General features: G+C 58.7%; 16 protein-coding genes. 13 read left to right on the top strand and 3 right to left on the bottom strand.

Features of this window, described 5'->3' with window-relative positions; translation table 11 throughout:
* The first annotated feature begins 148 nt into the window (after positions 1–148).
* The 6 genes from HMPREF3098_RS06360 to pknB all read left to right on the top strand — a co-directional run bounded on the left by HMPREF3098_RS06360 (position 149) and on the right by pknB (position 9,242).
* Positions 149–664: an FHA domain-containing protein FhaB/FipA gene (locus HMPREF3098_RS06360; RefSeq protein WP_070434426.1), complete on the top strand. Its 516-nt coding sequence runs from the start codon at positions 149–151 to the stop codon at positions 662–664.
* The gene (locus HMPREF3098_RS06355; RefSeq protein WP_070434425.1) at positions 661–2,202 is read left to right on the top strand and encodes a PP2C family protein-serine/threonine phosphatase; all 1,542 of its coding nucleotides are present in this window, start codon (positions 661–663) and stop codon (positions 2,200–2,202) included. The genes HMPREF3098_RS06360 and HMPREF3098_RS06355 overlap by 4 nt, the downstream gene beginning before the upstream one ends.
* 3 nt (positions 2,203–2,205) lie before the next feature.
* Positions 2,206–3,645, top strand: coding sequence for an FtsW/RodA/SpoVE family cell cycle protein (locus tag HMPREF3098_RS06350; RefSeq protein WP_070434424.1), 1,440 nt, complete (start codon positions 2,206–2,208; stop codon positions 3,643–3,645).
* Entirely contained in the window at positions 3,642–5,093 is a 1,452-nt protein-coding gene (locus HMPREF3098_RS06345; RefSeq protein ID WP_070434423.1) for a penicillin-binding transpeptidase domain-containing protein, read from the top strand. The genes HMPREF3098_RS06350 and HMPREF3098_RS06345 overlap by 4 nt, the downstream gene beginning before the upstream one ends.
* Positions 5,094–5,095: 2 nt before the next feature.
* On the top strand, positions 5,096–7,012 hold the full coding sequence (locus tag HMPREF3098_RS06340; RefSeq protein WP_083284229.1) for a serine/threonine-protein kinase: 1,917 nt from the start codon (positions 5,096–5,098) through the stop codon (positions 7,010–7,012).
* Between the two features lie 91 nt (positions 7,013–7,103).
* A complete protein-coding gene (gene pknB / locus HMPREF3098_RS06335; protein ID WP_070434422.1) occupies positions 7,104–9,242 on the top strand; it encodes a Stk1 family PASTA domain-containing Ser/Thr kinase in 2,139 nt (712 codons plus the stop codon).
* A gap of 64 nt (positions 9,243–9,306) precedes the next feature.
* Here the strand turns inward: pknB and HMPREF3098_RS06330 are convergent, their stop codons facing one another.
* Positions 9,307–9,999: an anthranilate synthase component II gene (locus tag HMPREF3098_RS06330; RefSeq protein ID WP_070434421.1), complete on the bottom strand. Its 693-nt coding sequence runs from the start codon at positions 9,997–9,999 to the stop codon at positions 9,307–9,309.
* A gap of 76 nt (positions 10,000–10,075) precedes the next feature.
* On the opposite strand from HMPREF3098_RS06330, the gene crgA reads away from it, so the two are divergent.
* Entirely contained in the window at positions 10,076–10,351 is a 276-nt protein-coding gene (gene crgA, locus HMPREF3098_RS06325) for a cell division protein CrgA (protein WP_070434420.1), read from the top strand.
* 43 nt (positions 10,352–10,394) lie between these two features.
* On the opposite strand, the gene HMPREF3098_RS06320 is transcribed toward crgA, so the two are convergent.
* Together HMPREF3098_RS06320 and HMPREF3098_RS06315 are read right to left on the bottom strand one after the other, a co-directional pair.
* Complete coding sequence (locus HMPREF3098_RS06320) at positions 10,395–10,919, bottom strand: rhomboid family intramembrane serine protease (protein WP_083284227.1); 525 nt, start codon at positions 10,917–10,919, stop codon at positions 10,395–10,397.
* Positions 10,920–10,999: 80 nt separating this feature from the next.
* A complete protein-coding gene (locus tag HMPREF3098_RS06315; protein WP_035114643.1) occupies positions 11,000–11,524 on the bottom strand; it encodes a peptidylprolyl isomerase in 525 nt (174 codons plus the stop codon).
* Positions 11,525–11,747: 223 nt separating this feature from the next.
* Here HMPREF3098_RS06315 and HMPREF3098_RS06310 point away from each other — a divergent pair, with 223 nt between their 5' ends.
* The 6 genes from HMPREF3098_RS06310 to HMPREF3098_RS06285 all read left to right on the top strand — a co-directional run bounded on the left by HMPREF3098_RS06310 (position 11,748) and on the right by HMPREF3098_RS06285 (position 21,711).
* Complete coding sequence (locus HMPREF3098_RS06310) at positions 11,748–13,547, top strand: YtxH domain-containing protein (RefSeq protein WP_070434418.1); 1,800 nt, start codon at positions 11,748–11,750, stop codon at positions 13,545–13,547.
* 250 nt (positions 13,548–13,797) lie between these two features.
* The gene (pabB, locus tag HMPREF3098_RS06305) at positions 13,798–15,531 is read left to right on the top strand and encodes an aminodeoxychorismate synthase component I (RefSeq protein ID WP_070434417.1); all 1,734 of its coding nucleotides are present in this window, start codon (positions 13,798–13,800) and stop codon (positions 15,529–15,531) included.
* A 240-nt stretch (positions 15,532–15,771) separates the two neighbouring features.
* Complete coding sequence (katG, locus tag HMPREF3098_RS06300) at positions 15,772–17,967, top strand: catalase/peroxidase HPI (RefSeq protein WP_070434475.1); 2,196 nt, start codon at positions 15,772–15,774, stop codon at positions 17,965–17,967.
* Between the two features lie 287 nt (positions 17,968–18,254).
* Positions 18,255–19,667: an FAD-dependent oxidoreductase gene (locus HMPREF3098_RS06295; protein WP_070434416.1), complete on the top strand. Its 1,413-nt coding sequence runs from the start codon at positions 18,255–18,257 to the stop codon at positions 19,665–19,667.
* A 9-nt stretch (positions 19,668–19,676) separates the two neighbouring features.
* Positions 19,677–20,174 carry a hypothetical protein gene (locus tag HMPREF3098_RS06290; RefSeq protein ID WP_070434415.1) on the top strand — a complete coding sequence of 166 codons (498 nt, stop codon included), beginning with the start codon at positions 19,677–19,679 and terminating at the stop codon, positions 20,172–20,174.
* Positions 20,175–20,187: 13 nt separating this feature from the next.
* Positions 20,188–21,711: an aldehyde dehydrogenase family protein gene (locus HMPREF3098_RS06285; RefSeq protein ID WP_070434414.1), complete on the top strand. Its 1,524-nt coding sequence runs from the start codon at positions 20,188–20,190 to the stop codon at positions 21,709–21,711.
* The last annotated feature ends 173 nt before the right edge of the window (positions 21,712–21,884 follow it).

The raw sequence follows: 21,884 nt of genomic DNA, 5'->3' as shown, positions 1-21,884 counted from the left end.
AGGGGTGAAACACCACTGGGCAGGATGAATCCAGCTGAACCAGCAGGGTTCATCAGTGCGTCTACGTACCACGCAACCTCTACCCCCTCGGCGCCGTCTAAACTAAGGTATTTAACGTTCGGTTGCCACCAACGAGAGGTTGAATCCTGTGCAGACTACCCTGCTGCTCCTGGCGAAGGTCGCTCTGCTTATCCTACTGTGGTTTTTCATTTGGATGAGCGTTCGCGCTTTGCGCAAGGAGGCGAACCGTGCGTCGGGCTTGCACGCCGGTGCCGCTCCCGTCGCTGCCGCGCCAGCTATCCCCGGAGGCGGAATGGGTGGAGAGCAGCCGAGTGGTCCCGGAATTGGCCGGGGGTTCCGCCGCGCCAAGGCTCCGGGGGCCCTTACGCTCATCTCCGGTCCCCTCACCGGCACCTACCTGAACCTGCAGGGATACAACGAGGTCACGCTAGGCCGCTCGCAGGATTGCACCCTTGTGCTGGAAGACGATTTCGCTTCCGGCCGCCACGCGCGCCTCATTAATCGCGGATCGGACTGGTTCATAGAAGACCTAGATTCGCGCAATGGAACGTGGCTCAATAATCAACGCATCGATCAACTCGAACGCCTCAGCGCGGGCGCCGAAGTTCGTATCGGCCAAACCAACGTGAGGATGGAAGCATGACCCACAGCTCCTCCCCCGCCCGCACTCTCAACTTCGCGGCCTGCTCCGACCGAGGCCTAGTGCGCGCCAACAACGAAGACTCCGCGTACGCCGGCCCCCGCCTGCTGGCGCTGGCCGACGGCATGGGTGGCCACGCCGCCGGTGAAGTAGCCTCACAGTTCCTCATCGATTCGCTGCGTCCGCTGGATTCACCACTAATCGATGAACCCAGCCACCATGAGCGCCTCGGCACCCTCTTGGCCACCGCGATGGAAGACGGCAACAACCAAATCGCCGCGCACGTAGAGGAAAACCCCACCCTAGAAGGCATGGGATGCACGCTGTCCGCACTGCTCTTCCGCGGTGACGAAGTGTGTGTATGCCACGTTGGTGATTCACGCGGTTACCTGCTGCGCGATGGTGAACTCACTCAGATCACCAAGGACGATACCTTCGTGCAATCCCTGGTGGACGAAGGCAAGCTGGACCCCGAGGATGTCAGCAGCCACCCCCAGCGCTCCCTTATTCTCAAAGCGCTCAACGGCCGGCCCGTGGAGCCCACAATCAACTACCGCTCCGCCCAGATCGGTGATCGCTACCTGCTGTGCTCCGATGGGTTATCCGACCCAGTGAGCTTCGACACGATCCGCGAGATCCTGTCGATCGACAGCCCCAAGAAAGCCGCCCGTCGCCTCGTTGAGATGGCGCTGCGTGGTGGAGGCCCGGATAACGTCACCGTGGTTGTGGCCGACGTGGTGGAATTCGACCCCGAGACCAACCGCGCGGTCGACGAAAACATCACATTGCCCGCCAACGAGGTCCTTGCTGGCGCCATTGCCGGTGAGACCGAGGAAATGCCCCGCCCGAACTCCCCTGCCTCGCGCGCAGCAAGTGTGCAAGTGGTCAACGCTAAGCCGAGGCACGGGGCGTCGACAAAAAAATCTGAGCCTGACCCCTCCGAAGCGCGGGCTCAGGCGAGAAAGAAAAATAAGCGCTTCCCTTTCGTCACCGTCATCGGGATTCTCCTGGTGCTGGCTCTGCTCGGCATCGGAGGTCTGCTGGGATACAACAAGATCCGCGACAACTACTTCGTCGCCGAAGATGGTGACCAGATCGTGGTCAACAACGGTGCAGATGCAACGATCCTGGGGATATCCCTGAAAAATCGGTATCACGACGTGTGCCTAGATGAGGACGCGGCAGTGCGACTATTGCCCGCCAACTCCGATGATTCCTGCCACCGCTTCAACACCGCAGACCTCACACCCGCAGCTCGCGGTGTATTGGCCAGCCTGCCGGAGGGCAACTACGACGAGGTCTCGCAGCAAGTCCAGCGCCTTGCAGAGCAAACTCTCCCGGTGTGTGTCAAGCGCGATTCGGACCGGAAGCCGCCCGAGGCTAACTCCAGCTCTCCGGCGGATAAGAACAATGCTTCGGAATCCACTAGCGCTTCCGAATCGACCAAGCCCACCGCCAACAACAAACCGTCTGACTCCCGCAACGCCGCCGAAAACTCCGACCTGACCACCCCTGGTGTGTCGTGCCGTGAGGTGAAGTAACACATGAAACTGTTTTCACGACGACTAGAAGCCGGCCTGCTGGTACTCGCCGCGCTCGTGTTAATGATCGCCATCGTGGCGCTGGAACTGTCCCAAGGTAACCAGATCGGTTCCGACATTTTCGCCCTGGTTGGCGGATTCTTCTTGGTATTCCTCATCGCCCACACGGTGATGTGCTGGATCGCGCCGAATTCAGATCAAATCATGCTGCCGATCGCGGCTCTACTCAACGGCGTGGGATTGGTGATGATTTACCGTTTGGACCTGGCTTCGGACAGGAGCCTGGCGAAGTCCCAGGTCATGTGGACGGTCATCGGCGTGGCCATGATGTGCGCCGTTCTTGTATTCCTGCGCGATCACCGGCGACTGCAAAACTATTCCTATCTCATGGGTCTGGCGGGCTTAATTCTGCTGGCCTTGCCAACCGTGTGGCCCACCAGCCTCAACGCCGATGCCAGCGTGTGGATCAGCATTGGCCCATTTTCCATCCAGCCCGGGGAATTCTCGAAGATCCTTCTGCTGCTGTTCTTCGCCACCCTCCTGGTCAACAAGCGCCGCCTATTCAATGTGGCAGGCAAATCATTCCTCGGTCTGCAATTCCCGCGCTTACGTGACCTCAGCCCCCTGCTGCTCGTATGGGGTATCGCGCTGGTCATCATGGCTGCGATGAACGACTTCGGCCCGGCCTTGTTGCTGTTCGGCACCGTCCTAGGCATGTTGTACATCGCCACCAACCGCGCCTCTTGGCTGGTTCTGGGCCTCGGCCTAGCCGCCATCGGTGCCGTGGCCGTTTACCAAGTTTCTGCAAAGATTCAAGACCGGGTGGCAAACTTCGTCGACCCCATCGGCAACTATGACGACAAGGGATTCCAGCTCGCCCAAGCACTTTTCGGCATGTCCTTTGGTGGAGTGACCGGTACCGGCTTAGGTTCCGGCTACCCCTTTCAAGTCCCCGTCGCGCACTCGGACTTCATTCTGGCCGCTATTGGCGAAGAGCTCGGACTGATCGGCCTTGCCGCGGTACTGATCCTGTACGCTTTCTTCGTCTCGCGCGGATTCACCAGCGCCATGCTAGTCAAGGATTCCTACGGCAAGCTCGTTGCTGCTGGTTTGTCCCTGACCATCGCCGTACAAGTTTTTGTGGTCACCGGTGGAATCTCCCGCCTCCTGCCCATGACGGGCCTCACCACTCCCTTCCTGGCCCACGGTGGTTCCTCCTTGCTAGCGAACTACATCTTGTTGGCCATTATTTTGCGGATTTCCGACGCCGCTTATTCCCCTGAACCCGCCCCTGCCCACGCGGCTGGCGCTGCGAGGGACGGCTACGCACCCGCTGAATTGGAACCAAACGATGGTGCAACTAATCACCAGCCGGTGGTGGGCGCGGGGCGTCAAGAAGAATTACCCAACCAAGCCAAGTGGAACGGGGGCTACCAACCATGAACCGCTCCATCCGTGCCGTAACCATTTTCTCGGCGCTGTTAATTGTGGCGTTGATTGCCAACCTGACGTATATCCAAGCCTTCCAGCACGAGAGCCTGGCGGAGAATCCGCGCAATGCGCGCCAATACCTCAAAGCGAAATCGCAAGAACGCGGGCAGATCACCGCAGGGGGCCAAATTGTTGCGCGCTCCGAGGCAGATGAGGATGGGTACTACCACCGGTACTACCCTACGAACCCGGCACAGTACGGGGCCGTGGTCGGATACTTTTCCGATCGGTTTGGCGCTTCGGGGTTAGAAGCCAGCCAGAATTCGATCCTGAACGGCACCGACGATTCACTGTTCGCCCGGCGCGCGTGGGACTCGCTAACGGGTAAGGAAGTCAAGGGTGCGAACGTGGACCTCACCCTATTGCCGAATGTGCAGAAAGTGGCCTACGAGCAGTTGGCGAACCGCGGTTATTCCGGTTCGGTCGTGGCGATTCGCCCAAGCAATGGCGAGATCCTAGCGATGGCCAGCACCCCCAGCTTCAACCCATCCGAGATCGTAACCGATGATCCGAACCAAGCCGAGGCCAATTTCGCACAGTTGTCGAACAGCGACAATGCCCCGTTGCTCAACCGGTCCACGCAACAGACCCAGCCCCCTGGATCCACCTTCAAGGTCGTGACCACTGCGGCCGCACTGATGGCCGGCGATAATGAAAACACGATGGTCACCGGCGCCAACCAAATCACCTTGCCAGGGACTGCTGCCACCCTGGAGAACTACGGAGGCACCTCCTGCGGTGGCGGTGGACAGGTCACGTTGATGGAAGCCTTCCGCCGGTCCTGCAATACCGCGTTCGTGGATCTTTCCACCCGGCACGGTGCCGATGCACTACGCAAGGCGGCCAAGGGATTCGGTGTGGGCGAAGAGATGGACGACGTAGGTCTGCCCGTGCAGAAGTCAACCTTGGGCGAGATCCCTGACGATGCCGCGCTAGGTCAAACGTCAATTGGACAGCGCGATGCGGCCCTGACCCCGCTGCAAAACGCTGTGATCGCAGCTACGGTGGCCAACGGTGGCAAACGGATGGAACCTCACCTGATCAAAAAGATCACCGGTTCCGACTTGAAGACATTGAAGTCCACGAAGCCGAAGAAGGCAGGCGATGCCATGCCAAGGGAAACCGCCGACCAACTAACGAAGATGATGTTGCAGGCGGAGAGCTACGCGGGTGGACAGGACAGCACAATTGCATCAAAGACCGGTACTGCAGAACACGGCGAGGATTCGCGAAACTCTAACCCGCATGCCTGGTATATCGCTTTTTCCACCCAAGCGGATGTCGCAGTAGCAGTGCTCGTGGAAAATGGTGGTGACCGTGGCCAGGCGGCAACTGGTGGTTCAGTTGCCGGCCCAATTGGGCGCGAAGTCATCAATGCGGCCAGGCAGGAGCTGAAGTAACCATGACTGACCCACATAATCGACGCAATAGCGGTTCCGGCAATTCACCCGGATTAGAGAATTCAGCTGATGCAGAGCACAACCTCCAGCCGGATCGGACCGATTTCGAGCGGGTACAAAGGCTGCTCGGATCGCGCTACGAGCTGAACTGGATCATCGGCCGCGGTGGCATGTCCACCGTGTGGCTGGCGCGCGATACGGAACACCAGCGCGATGTCGCCGTGAAGATCCTGAAGCCGGAGTACACCGAAAACGAGGAATTCCGCACGCGGTTTCGCAACGAGGCCAGTGCCGCCGAGCAGCTGAATAGCCCCAACGTGGTAGCCACTTACGACTACGGTGAAGTACGCGATCACGGTGCGGTGTTCTGCTACATCATCATGGAATACGTGAGCGGTGAATCGCTGGCGGATGTTCTCAATCGCGAGCGCACGCTGCCCGAGCCGCTGGTTTTGGACATCATGGCTCAAACTGCCCGAGGTCTACAGGTAATTCACGCGACAGGGATGGTCCACCGCGATATCAAACCGGGCAACCTACTGATTACTTCCGATGGTGTGGTGAAGGTCACGGACTTGGGCATCGCCAAGGCTGCAGCGGCGGTGCCGCTGACACGCACGGGCATGGTGGTCGGCACTGCCCAGTATGTCTCCCCGGAACAGGCCCAGGGCAATCCCGTGGGCCCGGCTTCGGACATCTATTCCCTGGGTGTGGTCGGTTACGAGATCCTGGCTGGCGAGAGGCCCTTCCAGGGAGAATCCACCGTCTCGGTGGCAATTAAACACATCTCTGAAGACCCACGGCCGTTGCCCGATACCGTGGGGCAGAATATGCGGGAACTGATCGGGATCTGCCTGCGCAAGAACCCCGACGCGCGCTACGCCGATGGCGAGGAACTGGCCGCCGCAACCGTCCTCGTTGCCGAAGGGCAACGGCCTCCCCAACCGCACCGGGTTCCAGCAGTGGAGGATTACGCCGATCATCCGCTCACCGAACAATTGGGCGCGGTCGCCCATGGCCCAGGTACCAGGGTTCCGCCAGTGCAGGGCCCTTCTATGGCAGCCACGGGTGCAGCAGCTTCTTCCCGACGCCACCCCGGGCCCAGCCACCCCCGGCCACCTCAGGGGCGGGTAACTGCCACTCCGGCGGAACCGCAGCGCCCTGCGCAAAAGAAAAGCACCTCAGCCCCACTGGTCATTATGGGATTGTTGGCTGCTTTGGCCGTGGGTGTAGCCGGATACCTGTTACTTGGCGATGGCAACGATAAGGCGCCGGGTACGCAAACGCGCACTATTACAAGCCGTGTGACCCCTCCCGGCAGCTCAACCGATGACCCAACACCCAACAATCCGCTCCCGGGCCTGCCGAATGGTGATGATGAAGGTAGTGGCGGGGAAGATAACGGCTGGTCAAGTGATAACCGGGGCAATCGGGGCAACGGAGATCGTGAATCTCCCACGGATACCTCCACGCCGCGGGACGGAAATCAGGATTCCCGCCCGTCTGATCGGCCCGAGGGCTCCCAGCCCGCACCTCAACCGGGAGGTACATCCCAACCCGGTCAGGGCAATAGTGGCACGAACCCCGGAAACACCAACGGTGGGCCCGGGCAAGGCAATGGCAATGACGATGCGCCGGGCAATGTTCCGGGTAATGCCAATCCAAACGCGGGTGGTAATACTCAAGCCAACGGAAACGGGAATACCGGCGAGAATTCAACGAATTCAACCGGTGGTGGCACGACCAGCACGGCCGAAGGATTGACCGGAAACCGGGTCCAACCAACCGCCACGGTGGCAGGCGCCCATGGATTTTATGGTCAACACGATGCGTTCGCCCCAATTGTCGTTGCTGGTGTGAATAATGTGAATAATGTGGGAGATGCAACTAGGTTTAGCTACCAGCGTCAACTAATATAGAAAAACTGCAACTGTCCAACCCCGTGATTCATCACTTTCCCCACACCCAATCAGTCCCATCGAGAGTAAGTAGAGAACAAGGAGTCATCCCGTGGAGCGAACCGGCACCACCCTCGGCGGCCGCTACCGCTTAGGGGCCAAGATCGGCACCGGTGGCATGTCCGACGTCTACGCCGCAACCGATGAACTGCTGGGGCGAGATGTGGCTGTGAAGATGATGCGGCCGGATTTGGCACGCGACCAAACCTTCCTAGAACGGTTCCGTCGCGAAGCACAAAATGCCGCCAAACTGAATCATCCCGCCATCGTGGCGGTCTACGATACCGGTCAGACATCTGAGGAAGACGGGTCCGTTCCCTATATCGTCATGGAGCGCGTCAACGGGGAAACGTTGCGCGATATCATGCACGACGAGGGGAAGATGCGGCTGACTGATGCCGCGAAAGTGATGTCTTCGGTATGCGAGGCACTGCACTTTAGCCACGAAGCGGGCATCATCCACCGCGACATCAAGCCCGCCAACATCATGATCACGAACACCGGCGCAGTGAAGGTCATGGACTTTGGCATCGCCCGTGCTCTTAGCGATTCTTCGGCAGCCATGACCCAGACCGCTGCCGTTATTGGCACCGCGCAATATCTGTCACCAGAGCAGGCACGTGGCAAATCGGCGGATTCCCGTTCCGATATCTACGCCGCCGGATGCGTGTTCTTCGAACTGGCCACTGGCCAGCCCCCTTTCCAGGGTGAATCACCTTTCTCGGTGGCATTTCAGCACGTTCAAGACGATCCGATGGCGCCCAGTTCAGTTCCCGGGATGCACCTATCTAAGCGCGAGGCCCTCTCGCTGGATTCGATCATCCTGACGGCCATGGCGAAAGCGTCGGCCGATCGCTACGACGATGCCCAGCAAATGGCAACGGATCTACGCCGCCTATCGGAGGACCAGCTGCCCCTAGTGGCACAGACCTATGCAGACGACGATACGTCAACCTCCGTCATGCCCGCCGCGGGTGCGGCAGCCGGAGCCGCCGGAGCAGCAGGGGCAGTTATGGGCGCAAATGCGGCCCACGGCGCCTCTGGGGCGTCAAACCCCCAACAAGCCCCTGGTTACAACAACGGCGATCAGGGTGGCTACGGCGAGTACAACGGTGGGCCTTACAACAACGCCAGCTACAGCGAGCCCGGCCGCTACGATAGCCACGACGAAAGCTACCCAGACGATTACGACGATGGCTACGACGAGTACGACGAGTACTACGAAGATGAACAACGCCGCGGTTTCTGGAAGCCAGCTCTAATCACGCTACTTACCTTGGGGCTGCTAGGTGGACTGGGTTACGCCGGCTACCACTTCCTCAGCGAGCGCAATCAGCAATCGTCGACAGCGGCACCTGCACCAAAAGTGAAAGTGCCCGATGTTAAAAACCTCAGCCGCCAGGACGCCGAAACGCGCCTACACGATGCGGGCTTTGACGTGCGGGTGACGGAGGCTACCCATCCAGAAATCCCCCGGGGCAATGCCATCACCACCAAGCCTGGACCGAATTCCACGGTGCCGAACGGCACTGCGATCACACTGGTAATCTCCTCTGGTCGTGAGATTACCGATACCCCTGACCTGACGGGCATGACCACCGAAGAGGCAAGCAACGCGTTGAAGAAAGCGAAGCTGAAGCTGAACCCGACTGTGCAGGAGGAATCCAGTGACGAGGTTCCGGCTGGCCAAGTGATTAGTCAGAACCCAGCGCAGGGCTCGCAGGTCTCCGTGGGCACGAAAGTAACCATCACGGTATCCACAGGCCAGGAGAAAGTTCGTGTTCCGGTCGTCACTGGTCAGGATGCCGATACCGCACGCAAGAACTTGGAGTCCGCTGGCTTTACAGTGGAGGAAACCGGCATTGATTCCATGGAGGAAGAGGGCAAGGTTTTGTCGGCTTCTGGCGAAGGCTCGGAGCTGAAGAAGGGCAGCACCATCAAGCTGGAAGTATCCAAGGGCAATATGTTCCGGATGCCGAGCTTAGAGGGCAAGAAGTACTCCCAAGTCCTATCGCTGCTGCAACAGGCCGGCTGGCGCGGATCTCCATCGGATGTCACGCGCAAGAACGTCAAGACACGGGAGCTCGTCCGCCAGGATGAGGTTGCTGGCCAATCGGTCCATGCAGGTGAGGTTGTGAAAAGAAATACCTCCATCGAGGTACGCGTATACGTATTCGACCTCTTGCCTTAACACCAGGTCGAACCTGCGACCGCCACCGGCTCCCTCCACCCCTAGACCCAGGGTGGCAGTCGCATCAAAGCATGTGCGATTCAGCGCTGATGGCACCGGTCACCCGCAACTGATCAGTGACCAACTGCTGCACGCGGGATTCATCTAATTCTGCACCCTCGACCTCCGCCAGCCAATTGGCTAGCATGCGGTGACCATACTGTGTCATCACAGATTCGGGATGGAACTGTACCGAGTGAATAGGCAGATCACGGTGCCGCATGGCCATGATCATGCCCGAATCCGAATGCGCGGTGACAATGAGCTCGTCAGGAACCGTAGCCGGATCAACCGTCAGAGAGTGGTAACGCGTGACGCGGAAGGGGCTAGGAATATTCTGCAACACCCCCGTCCCATCGTGGGTGACCGGCGAGGTTTTGCCGTGGAAAAGCTCATCGGCACGAACGACCTTTGCCCCGAAGTGCTGCCCAATGGCCTGGTGGCCCAAACACACCCCGAACAACGGTTTGCGCAGCTGCGTGCAGGCCTCAATGACCTCCAACGTGCGACCAGCGGCCTCAGGTTCACCAGGCCCGGGGGAAACGAGGACGGCGTCGAATAAAGAAAGAGTAGATCGCAACTGCTCGGAAGTATCCCCCAATTCCGCAGCATTGTTGCGCCACACCGTGCATTCCTCGCCGGTGAACCCAAGTTGGCCAACGTATTGCACCAAGTTGTAGACGAAGCTATCGAAGTTATCGATGACGAGGATGCGCATGCGTGCGATTCTAGCGTGTCCAGGGTGCTGCTAGAATCACCGGAGTACAACTAACCTGGCGAATTTAGGAGAACCCATGCCGAAGTCAAAGGTCAATAGCGGTAGCGAGAACTACTCGGCTCCCACAAGCCCCACGGAGCGGCGCACCCCGGTCAAGCTGAATTCCACCGGCACACCGCGCTGGTATGTGGTCTTGATGCTGGGCTTGATGATCCTGGGGCTGGCCTGGCTGGTTGTGAACTACATCGCCGGTGACAAGATTCCGTTCATGAGTGCGCTGCACGCGTGGAATTACCTGATCGGCTTTGCACTGATGATTATTGGCCTGCTGATGACGATGGGGTGGAAGTAGCCACGCAACTTCCCCCTGGGTCAATAGGTACCGGGAGAACTGGTCAACTGCGCGGGCCAACCCCGCGAACACGCAAGGCCAGTGCCACAACCGCGCCACCCACCAGGCCACCAATGTGCCCCCACAGGGAGACACTGGTCAGCATCATGCTGTACATCAGATTCACGCCCAACAACACCGCAGGGCCCGCCAGTCCCTGTCCGCGGGCGGATGACAGCAGCAACAACATCGCGAACAAACCATATCCGAAGGTCGATGCTCCACCCACTGCAGACAGCGGTTGCATCCACCACACGAATAGCGCCCCACCAATAGAGCACGCGATAATCAAGGCCAGAATCACAACCCAGCCGTAAGCGCGTTCGACTTCGCGACCCACAAGAGCAATCATCAGCAAATTGAGCAGCAGGTGCCCTATATCCAGATGGACGAAGGTGGCCGAGAATACGCGGTACCACTGGTCGTAGGCCCTTACGAAACCCGGATCAAAGACCATTTGCCAGCCAATGCCCTCGCCGCGATTGCCCAGCGGGCTAATCACACTGCCCGAGGTGATGACTTCCGCCACAAATACCGCGATGCAGGCAAAGCAAAACCCCGCGGTGAGCGGGGCGCCTTTAAAGAATTCCTTAATGGAGTTCAGGGGAATTACTCCTGGATCTCCACAGATTCGATCACAACGTCATCCACTGGGCGATCCATACGGCCGGTGGATACGCGGGAAATCTTGGCCACGACCTTCTGGGATTCCTTGTCGGTGACCTCACCGAAGATGGTGTGACGGTTGTTCAGGTGCGGAGTTGCCGTCACCGTAATGAAGAACTGAGAGCCGTTGGTGCCTGGGCCCGCATTAGCCATCGCCAGCAGGAATGGGCGATCAAACTGCAGCTCTGGGTGGAACTCGTCCTCGAACTGGTAGCCTGGGCCGCCGCGGCCGGTGCCGGTTGGGTCGCCACCTTGAATCATGAAGCCATCGATGATGCGGTGGAAAATTGCACCGTCGTAGAACGGGCCTTCGTTTTCACCAGCAGCATTTGGCTGCGAGTACTCCTTGGTGCCCTTGGACAGGCCCACGAAGTTCTCAACCGTCTTTGGCGCGTGGTTGCCAAACAGGTCGATGGCGATATCGCCATGGTTAGTGTGCAGAATTGCGGTTGCAGTCTTGTTAGTCACGTGGCCGATTGTACCGATCTGTTCCCCACAACGCTTGCAGGTGGTCATTTTTATCGACGCCGACCGCGTCGCGCCCGTTCCTTCGCCTGCTGCCATACTCTCTTGTCCTCACTCATCCCCGCGGGCCCTTTCACCCGCTTTGATAATTTTCACGGCACATGTCCGATTTCGTGCCTAGTATGGATTGCAAGTTATTCATAACCATTAAAGGAGCACCGCACCGATGAACCCCACCACGCTTCGGCTCGCGCTGAGAGGCGCCAAGCAGGTACGTCAAGCGTTGAAGAAGCGCCAAGATGAGGCTCGTAATCAACACTTTGACTCCCTAGAGGCCCTGCGTAAGAGCTTGCAGGATGATCCGGAGCGAGAGCTGGTACTCGCCAAGTCCCCAGCTCACGTTCACGCTGTAGCAGAGCAGATGCGTAAGGAAAATGGCGCTGCTGAGGCCCTCAATAAAGCTCGCGCAGCAGCTGCGGCCCGCGCGGTAGCCGAGGGCGCGGAAACTTCCGAGTTGAACGCAAACGATGTAGCGCAGTTGGCGTCGGTACGAAAGCCCTTAACGAAGAAGCAACAAAAAGAACTCGCTGCGGCGAGGAAGAAGGAGGACAAGTTGCGTAAAAAGAATGCCAAGGCTCAAGCGCGCGTAGAACAGCTGCAGGGCCGTGCACAAGCGCTGAAGGGTGACGCGACGGCACGCCTGGCCGATGCCTCAACCGTTGCCCAGAACCAGCTTGCTGACCTGCAATCCCAGGCGAAGGGCCGTAGCGAGGACCTCAGCAATCGCCTGAACGAGCGCACTAACGAACTGCAGAAGCGCTCCAAGAAGTTGAAGAAGCAGGCCAATAAGGATTCCCAAAAGCGCCAGAAGGCAGCGCAGAAGCAGGCGAAGAAGCTCCGCAAGCAAGCTAACAAGAAATACAACAAGCAGGTTGCACCTCGGATTGAGGATGCGAAGAAGAATCTGTCCGGTGTACTCGCCGCTGGTGCTGCAACCGCTGCCAAGCTACGCGACAATGCCGCTGACCTGCGAGACACCGCCGCGGATCGTTTGGAGGAAACCCAGAAGAACGTTGCAGATTCCGCTGCACACGCTCGCCAGGTCACCGAGGCAAAGCAAAAGGAGCTGGCAAAGAAGTCCCGTAAGACTCAAAAACAGGCCGCTAAGGATGCCAAAGCTGCCAAGAAGGATGCTCTGCGCCGCGGAAAGAAACTTGATCGCAAGGTCAACAAGAAGACCAATCGCGCAGCGGTAAAGGCTCAGAAGAAGGCCGCCAAGCTGCAAAAGAAGAACGACAAGAAGGGCAAGAACTGGGGCCTGATCGTCCTACTGCTGGGCGCATTGGCAGCTGCTGGTGCAGCCATCGCCAAGGGCCGTGGCCAGCAGGCTCCAAAGAACTCGCCTAAGGTTCAGGATGTCGCAGGTCAGAAGCCCACCGGTGCTGCTGACAAGGCGAAGTCCGCTGCGAACACCGCTGCCGCCAAGGTTTCCGAAGCTGCGGAGGTGGCCAAGGAGAAAGCTGCAGAGACCAAGGATAAGGCTTCGGATGTCGCTGCCGATGCTAAGGACAAGGTTCAGGACAAGGCCGCAGAAGCCAAGGACAAGGCCGATAATGTAGCGGCTGACGCGAAGAACAAGGTTTCTGAGAAAAAGTCTGAAGCTGGCGATGACAACAAGTCCTCCGCTCCCGCCGCACCATCTGCTCCAGGCGCTCCAGGCGCCCCCGGCGCCCCTAACGCAACCAAGCCTGCTGCCCCCGGCGCGGGTACGCCCAAGCCAGTGAATCCCGGTTCCTTCGCTGCCCCTGCAGCACCTGGCGGTGCAGATACTCCCAAGGCTGATGCACCTAAGGCCGCAGCGCCCAAGCAAAACGCGCCCAAGACCGGAGGCCCCACCCCTGCGGACATGCCACACGATGCTGGATTCGACGCCCCAGTTCAAGGCGCGGAGGATCCCGCCGAAGAGTTCCCACTTGAAGACGGCCCAGGCAAGGGTCCAGAAGAGGGTGGCCGCCACAGCCTGTAATCGGGTATCCGAGAACCGAGGCGCCACCTGCGCCCTCGGGCACCCATAGCGTTTCACTTACCCCGGGGTCTTTTGAGCCTGCAATCGCGCTCGTCGCGGACGCACGCACAAAAACACCCGGGGTTTTGCCATGCCCATACCTCTACGCCATGCCCATATCCATCAATCAGTTCGAGCCATTCATCACGGATTTTCCGCACCACAATCCGAGATTTTGCTATGCCTATACCCCTAACGGCAGGATGAAACCATGACGGCCGACCGCTTCGCGAACCATCCCTCCCATCCCCACGTGGCAGAGCATTCGGATTCCTCCCTCAATCCCCGGCTCGCGTTGCGCTTGCACTACCGCACGCTGCCAGTCGAGGCGGACAGCTTCTCCACGTTTAACTCCCTGTTCGCCAGCTCGCCCAACGCCATCTGGCTGGATTCCCCAGGTGCCGCCTTCTCCATTCTGTGCGACAGCACCGGTCCCTTCGCTCGCTCTCTTTTTGCTGACGCCCACAACCCCCACCCCAACGCCTTCGCCCAGGCACAGGATCTCCTCGACTCCTACCACGTAAAAATCCCCGCTGATCTACCTTGCCAATTCGCCTTAGGTATCGTGGGCGCGTTTGGGTACGAATTGAGAACACACGCGGATGCAGTCACCAACCCACGCTCCGCGGTGGACTCTGCCGGACTAGTTGGGTGGCTTCGCCGTGGTCACTCCAACCCGAGATCCGCGGTGGACCCCCTCGCCAGCTCCGCTCCCACATGCAGCAATGGTGACCCCGAATCAACCCACACCGGTGGGGATTCCAGAACTTTTCAGACCGGTGACTCCCTCCCCGACCTAGCCCTCATCTACACCGACCGGGCGGTCGTCATCGACCACACAACACATCAAACGCACTTACTCTTCCTATTGCCCGCGCAGGATGCACTACCCGCCCAGGACGTGCTCCCCGCGCAAGGCCAATCACATCCGCAAGCATGGTTAGCCCAAGCAGAGCGCGATCAATATGCGTGGCTGGATACCGCCGTCGACGTGGTCACAACTAACCGCGCCGCAGCCAAGCCTCCCACTGCACACTCCGGGCCAGCTGCTATCCCCACCATCCAGAATTCCGGGGTGCCCGAATTCGTATTGGATCAGTCCAAAGCCGAATACATTGAATCCATCCACCGCAGCTTGGAATACATAGCCCGAGGAGATTCCTACGAGGTGTGCCTCACCAACACCGCGCAAGGGCCAAGCATCGCGCAGATGGGAATTACTCCACGGGATGCCTACTCCGCTTTGCGACATACCAGCCCCGTGCCGTATGGTGCCTACCTCCAGTTCCATCCCCCGATAGCGGACTACGCACCCTTCCACATTCTGAGTGCATCGCCCGAGCAGTTTCTGAAGATCACTGCCGGGCGCGTTACCGCGCAGCCCATCAAAGGAACCCGTCCACGAGAGGCAAATGCGGATGAAGATGCGGCGAGGCGTCGAGAGTTAAAAGCCAACCCAAAGGACCGCGCCGAGAACCTGATGATCGTCGACCTACTACGCAACGACTTGGGGCGAGTGTGTGAGGTAGATAGCGTGAGGGTACCGAGGATTTTCGCCGTAAAGTCCTACAGTCACGTGCATCAATTAGTGAGCACAATCGAAGGCCGGTTGAAGCCTGGGGTGAGCCCGTTGGAATGCATGGCCGCGTGCTTCCCTGGTGGTTCAATGACCGGTGCGCCGAAGATTCGCACCATGGAAATCATCGAAGAATTGGAGCGGCGGCCTCGGGGGTTCTATTCAGGTGCTGTGGGGTGGGTGTCACCCAATGGATACGCCGATTTATCCATTGTGATTCGCACGTTAGTGTGCTCGCCACACGCCACGACCTTCGGAGTGGGTGGGGCGATCGTGGCGGATTCGGATCCATCCGACGAATTCGAAGAAACGATGGTCAAGGCACGGGCACTGTTGGAGGCGCTCGGAGCAAAAATACAGCAGAGTTAAGTGTGCCACTGGGTGGTAGGACTGGTGGCGTAGCAAAACTGAGCAGCAGAATTGAGGGCCACGCTGGGCGGTGAGGGCGGAAATGTTGCCGCGCGTGGCTGCACTAGTGCTCTTCCCCCACGTGTCGGGAAAACTACTACTGTGGGTATTAGCCAACGACGCTCGGTTGCGCCGACCACGGCTAAACCAGCAAGCGAAACGTTATGTAGGAGGTACTCAAACCCCATGAGCAACAACGAAATGACCGACAACGAAACCACAATGAAGGACGTCAGTAAATCGGATGCTGACAGTGGCAAATGCCCGGTCGTCCACGGTGAGACGAGTCTGCCCGCCAATGGCGATTCTAATGATCGTTGGTGGCCAGGTCGGCTCAATCTTAACCTGCTTGCGTTCAATCCAAGCGAACGCAGCCCCATGGATGAAGACTTCGACTACGCTGCGGCTTTCGAATCCCTCGACCTAGATGCAGTTAAGGAAGACATCAAGAAGGCCATGCTGGATTCCAAGGATTGGTACCCAGCAGACTTCGGCACCTACGGTGGTGCATTTATTCGTATGGCTTGGCACTCCGCCGGCACCTACCGCGTACAAGATGGCCGTGGTGGAGCAGGCACCGGTCAACAGCGCTTCGCCCCCTTGAATTCTTGGCCGGACAATGTTTTGCTGGACCGTTCCCGGCGCGTTCTATGGCCCGTCAAGAAGAAGTACGGCAAGGCGCTGAGCTGGGCCGACCTTATCGTCCTAGCCGGTAACGTGGCACTGGAGCACATGGGCTTTCCAACCTACGGTTTCTCTGGTGGTCGCGAAGATACCTACGAACCGGAGCAGGTTAACTGGGGCCCTGAAAACGAATGGCTAGCCAACAATCGCTACCAGGGCGATCGTCAATTGGATAACCCCTTGGCTGCTGTACAAATGGGTCTTATCTACGTGAACCCCGAGGGTCCGGACGGAGAGCCCGATCCAGTAGCTTCTGCACGCGATATTCGCGAAACCTTTAAGCGCATGGCAATGAATGACGAGGAAACCGTTGCCTTGATTGCTGGTGGACATACGTTCGGCAAAACGCACGGTAACTCCACCCCTGATGAAATCGGTCCAGAGCCTGAAGCAGCACCATTGGAGAACCAGGGGATCGGTTGGCAAGGCCCCACGGGCAACGACACTCTGGGTGGTGGCCCCGAAGTCACGTGGACCTACCACCCCACCCGCTGGGATAATGAGTTTTTCCACATTCTTTACGCCTACGAGTGGGAACTCATGGAGTCCAAGGCCGGTGCCAAGCAGTGGCGCCCGAAAGATGGTGGTGGCAAGGACATGGTTCCACTCGCCCACGGCGAAGGTTTCCAGGAGCCACGGATGCTCACCAGCGATATCGCGCTGCGTATGGATCCGGAATACGACAAGATTGCTCGCCGCTTCCGTGACGATCACCAGGCCTTCACCGAGGCCTTCTCTAAGGCTTGGTTCAAGCTGACCCACCGCGATCTGGGACCTAAGGAGCGCTACCTGGGTAAGGAAGCGCCACAGGACACCTTCCTGTGGCAGGATCCCGTTATTCCACCAGAACATGTCATCGATGAGGGCGAAATCGCGCGTCTCAAGGACGCTATTGCAGCTTCCGATCTCACGGTTTCTCAGTTGGTGCGCACAGCCTGGGCCTCTGCATCCACGTACCGTGGCACCGACTTCCGCGGCGGTGCCAACGGTGCACGCGTGCGCTTGGCCCCACAGAAAGACTGGGACGTCAACAACCCGGCTGAGCTCGGCAACGTTCTGGGCCAGCTGGAGGAAATCCGTGCTCAAAGCGGTATTAATGTATCAATCGCAGATTTGATCGTGTTGGCGGGTGGCGTCGGAATCGAAAAGGCAGCAGCGGCAGCCGGCCGAAACATCAACGTGCCGTTTACCCCGGGACGCGGTGATTCGACGGAAGAGCAAACCGACGTTGAATCCTTTGAGTACATGGAGCCAGTAGCCGACGGCTTCCGCAACTACGACAGTGGCAAGCTAGATGTGCCGGCCGAATACCTGCTCATCGACCGGGCCGACCTGCTTGGCCTGACCGTTCCGGAAATGACCGTCTTGGTCGGTGGCATGCGCGCGCTGGATGCGAACTGGGATGGTTCTCGCGACGGTGTCTTCACCGATCGTCCAGGCCAGCTGACCAACGACTTCTTCGTCAACCTGCTGGATATCGACAACAAGTGGGAAAAACTGGACGAGAAGGGCAACCGCTACCAAGGCTCCAACCCAACAACCGGTACCAACTTCACAGGCACCCGTGTGGATTTGGTGTTCGGTGCCAACTCCGAGTTGCGCGCGGTGGCTGAGGTTTACGGTGCCGACGATGCTGCCGACAAGTTCGTCGATGACTTCGTAGCTGCTTGGGTGAAGGTAATGGAGGCCGACCGCTTCGACCTGCACCGGTAGGGTCATGGAGCAATTAAATAAACAGTAGGCAAGCAGATCAATGGATTGGTGGGTTATTGAGAACGCAGGCAGGTAGAGCACGCGGCCAGCGTGCTGCTGGCGGGGCATGCGGTGAAAGCCCCTCACCGCTGGCCTATCTATCGGCCTGATACCTATCCCCTTAGGACCTATCCGCCGAATCTACCGTGACTAGCTACCCCCCTTCGGAGGTGGCTAGTCTTTCATATTTTTAGTTCAATTCCAGAAATTACCCGGCGTACCAGCAGGTGGAGGGCTACTCTGGGTACATGTCTCAACATCAGCGCTACGATGCGATCATCATCGGTGCCGGTACCTCCGGCCTCAACGTCGCCCGCGAGCTCTCCAAAGCTGGTTGGAACGTCCTAGGCCTAGAAGCCGGCAAGCGTTATGACCGCAAAACTTACCCAACGACCGAAGTGGACGGCTCAGCCCAGCTGTACTGGGGAGGCGGCGTGGAGGTCAACACCGAAACCAGCCTGGCCATCCTACGACCCAAGGTTGTGGGCGGCGGCTCTATCGTCAACCAGGCTTTGATGGACCGTTTCAACGACGCCGCGCTGGACCCGTGGCGCGAAAAATCTGGGGTCTCGTTCCTCAGCAGCGACGACATGTCCGATTGGTATGCCCGCGCCGAAGGCAACATGGTTTTGCAGACCGTGCCGGAAGATCACCGCAACCGCAACGCGGAGATCTTCGCCAAAGGTTTCGAAGCCAACGGTTACCAGTGTGCTCCCCTGCGCCGCGGTCAGTCCGACTGCCGTTTTGAGGACGGCAACTGCTGTATTGAATGTCTGTCCGGCTGTCGGATCGATTCCAAGCAGTCGACGGCCGTTACTGCGTTGTCCGTCGCGGAATCCCACGGCTTCACTCTGCAGGACCACACCGAGGTCCGGACCATTACCGAACGCCCCGACCACGTAGAAGTCACCGCCATCAAAGGCGGTCCCTTGGATGAACAGGTGGAGGAAACGTACACTGCGACCCGGGTAATCCTGGCATCGGGAGCCATTGGTAATTCCTCCCTGCTGCTGCGCTCCGGCTTCGGCGGCCAGCTACCTGCACTGGGCAAGGAATTCTTCACCCACCCGCAGTACATGAATGTGGGAGTGTACAAGGACAAGGTACGTTCTTTTGAAGGCCCCCTGCAGAACTACAAGTCAGACGATCCGGGCTTCCGCCGCCAAGGCTTCAAATTGGAGAATGTTTTTGCCGGTCCTTCCTCTATCGCTTTATTGATGCCGGGATTCGGCGCCACACACCGCGACGTCATGTCTAATTTCGAGAACCTGGCTTGTGTTGAAGTATGTGTCCGCGATACTAACCCTGGGCAGATCAAGGTCAACCGCAAGGGACAACCCGTCATCAAGAAGTCGCTGAACAAGGAAGATCAACGTCGCAAGCGTGCGGGTATGGATGCAATCCGCAACATCTTTAACTCCACCGGTGCGAATCGCATCATTGAAGGTGCCATGGGCATCGGCTTGCACCTCATGGGTGGCTGTGCCATCGGTACCGATAGGAACCGTTCTGTTGTTGACCCGGGATTCAAGGTACACGGGAGCAACCGTATCTTTGCCGCGGACTCGTCAATCTTCCCGAACGCTCCCGGCATCAACCCAGCCCTGACTATCATGGCGCTGTCCCTACGCGCCAGCGAAACCATCGTGGCGGAAGGCTAGGAAAAACCCATGAGCACTGCAAACACTGATAAACATGCCGCTTCTGTAGGCCCCAACAAGTTCAGCTTGAACGCCACCCAGTTGAAGGGACTCAACCGCTTGGGCGACGTCATGATTCCTGGTGGCGACGGGTTCCCCAGTTTCTCCGAAACTAATGCCGCCAAAGGCGCTGACCGCATGCTGCCATACATGTACGGCGCTGACCGGGATCCCTTTAAGATTCTGATGACTACTTTCGCTTATCTTCCACAACCGCTGATCACGGGGTTTGTTGCACTCGTTTCAGCACACAAGAAGGTCCCAGAACCACTCGCCGGTGTGTTCCGTTTGGCTAACCTCGGAATCAAGGGCGTAGTGCACTCGCTGTACTACTCCGACCTCGATACCTCGTCAGGCGACGTTCACCAGCGAATGGGCTACAACCCCACCATCAACACTGAGAGTTACGAAGCCCACTTGACAACACAGTCGGGTGAGCCTGGCGTCGAGAAAAAACAACCCAACTAAGCGAAGGTTAAACATGACTGACCAGAAGTTTGTGACCACCCCAGCCGACCAGCTCCAAGGCACCGTAGAGCGGGCCCGCGAAGCTCAGAAAGCTATCCGGGCGCTTACCGTTGAAGAGCGCCTCGGGCACCTTGCCAACTTGCGGCGGGTTATTCTGCGACGCCGCGAGGAGATTCTCGATCGCGTTCAGGACGACACCCATAAGGCGCGGCCAGAGATCCTCATGTCGGAACTGTTCGGCGCGCTCGATAACATTCAATGGCTCGAAAACAACGCTGTGAAGGCACTGAAGGCCACGAAGGTGCCGACTCCCTTGACCATGATGGGCAAGAAGTCCGAACTGTGGTACGAGCCCCGCGGTGTGGTCTTCATTATTTCCCCATGGAACTACCCGTTCTTCCAAGCAATTGTGCCTATCACCGCCGCCCTGGCTGCAGGGAATGCCGTGGTATACAAGGGCTCCGAGCACACGCCATTGCATGGCCTACTGGAATCCCTGCTCGAGGATGCCGGAATCGCCCCGAACTGGGTGCAGATTGTTTACGGCGAAGGTGAAGTTGGTGCCGAGATCATCGATCAACGCCCCGACTACATCATGTTCACCGGCTCCACCCGCACGGGTAAAAAAATCATGGCGCAAGCTTCCGAGCAGCTCATTCCCGTGGAATTGGAGCTGGGTGGCAAAGATCCGATGATCGTGTTCGAAGACGTCAACATCGAACGGACGGTTTCTGGCCTGCTGTTCGGCGGTCTGACGGCGACGGGCCAGTCCTGTACCTCCGTGGAGCGGTTGTACGTTCACGAGTCCATTCACGATAAGTTCGTGGCGGAGCTGGTGCGACAAGTGAACCTGATGAAGCAAGAAGATTCAGCTTCTCGCGATAACGACCTAGGCCCGATGATTGTTCCCATGCAGGTGGAGATCGTCGCGAAGCACGTTGAGGATGCCGAGGCCCGCGGAGCGAAAATCCTGACCGGGAACGAGTGGGACCGCAAGAGCAGCCTTATCCCTCCCATGGTGCTGACTGATGTGCCAGAGGATTCCCTGGCAGCCACCGAAGAGACGTTTGGTCCGACTATTCCAGTGTTCCCGTTCTCCACCGAAGAAGAGGTCATCGCCCGTGCGAACAAGTCCGACTACGGGCTGACCGCATCCGTATGGTCCAAGGATGAGGACCGGGCGCGAAGGGTCTCTCGTGCCCTGGAGTGTGGCGGAGTGTCGATCAACAACGTAATGGCTACTGAATCTACTGCTGAACTGCAATTCGGTGGAGTGAAAAACTCCGGATTCGGGCGCCACAAGGCAGAAGATGGCCTACACGGATTCTGCAACGTCAAATCCGTCATTGTGGACAAAGACGGCGACAAGCTGGAGGCGAACTGGTACCCCCTGACCGAAAAGAAATATGAGAAGTTCACGCAGATGATGCTGGCCCGCTTCGAAGACTCGGCATTGGGTGGCGCCGCAGGTCTGGCGAAGTTCGGCGTGCTGGGTACGCAACTGGAGGGTCTGTCGCAGAAGGAAAAGCGCGGGTAGGTTGCAGGGGCTCCTGGCCTTCCTTTTGCCGCGGTATTCGGTTATCCAGAGACGCTCCCGGGTATTCCCATTGGGAATCCCGGGGGCGTTTTGTTATGTGATGGCGCCGGCCAGCCTTGGTGCGGTGATCTCTGCAACTTTGGCTGGAGCCGATGATGCGGAGGGCGGCGTCG

The organism is Corynebacterium sp. HMSC28B08 (assembly GCF_001806865.1).
In the GTDB taxonomy this organism is placed as follows: domain Bacteria; phylum Actinomycetota; class Actinomycetes; order Mycobacteriales; family Mycobacteriaceae; genus Corynebacterium; species Corynebacterium auriscanis.
The sequence above is the reverse complement of the archived record's forward strand: the minus strand, read 5'-3'. Positions and strand labels throughout refer to the sequence as shown.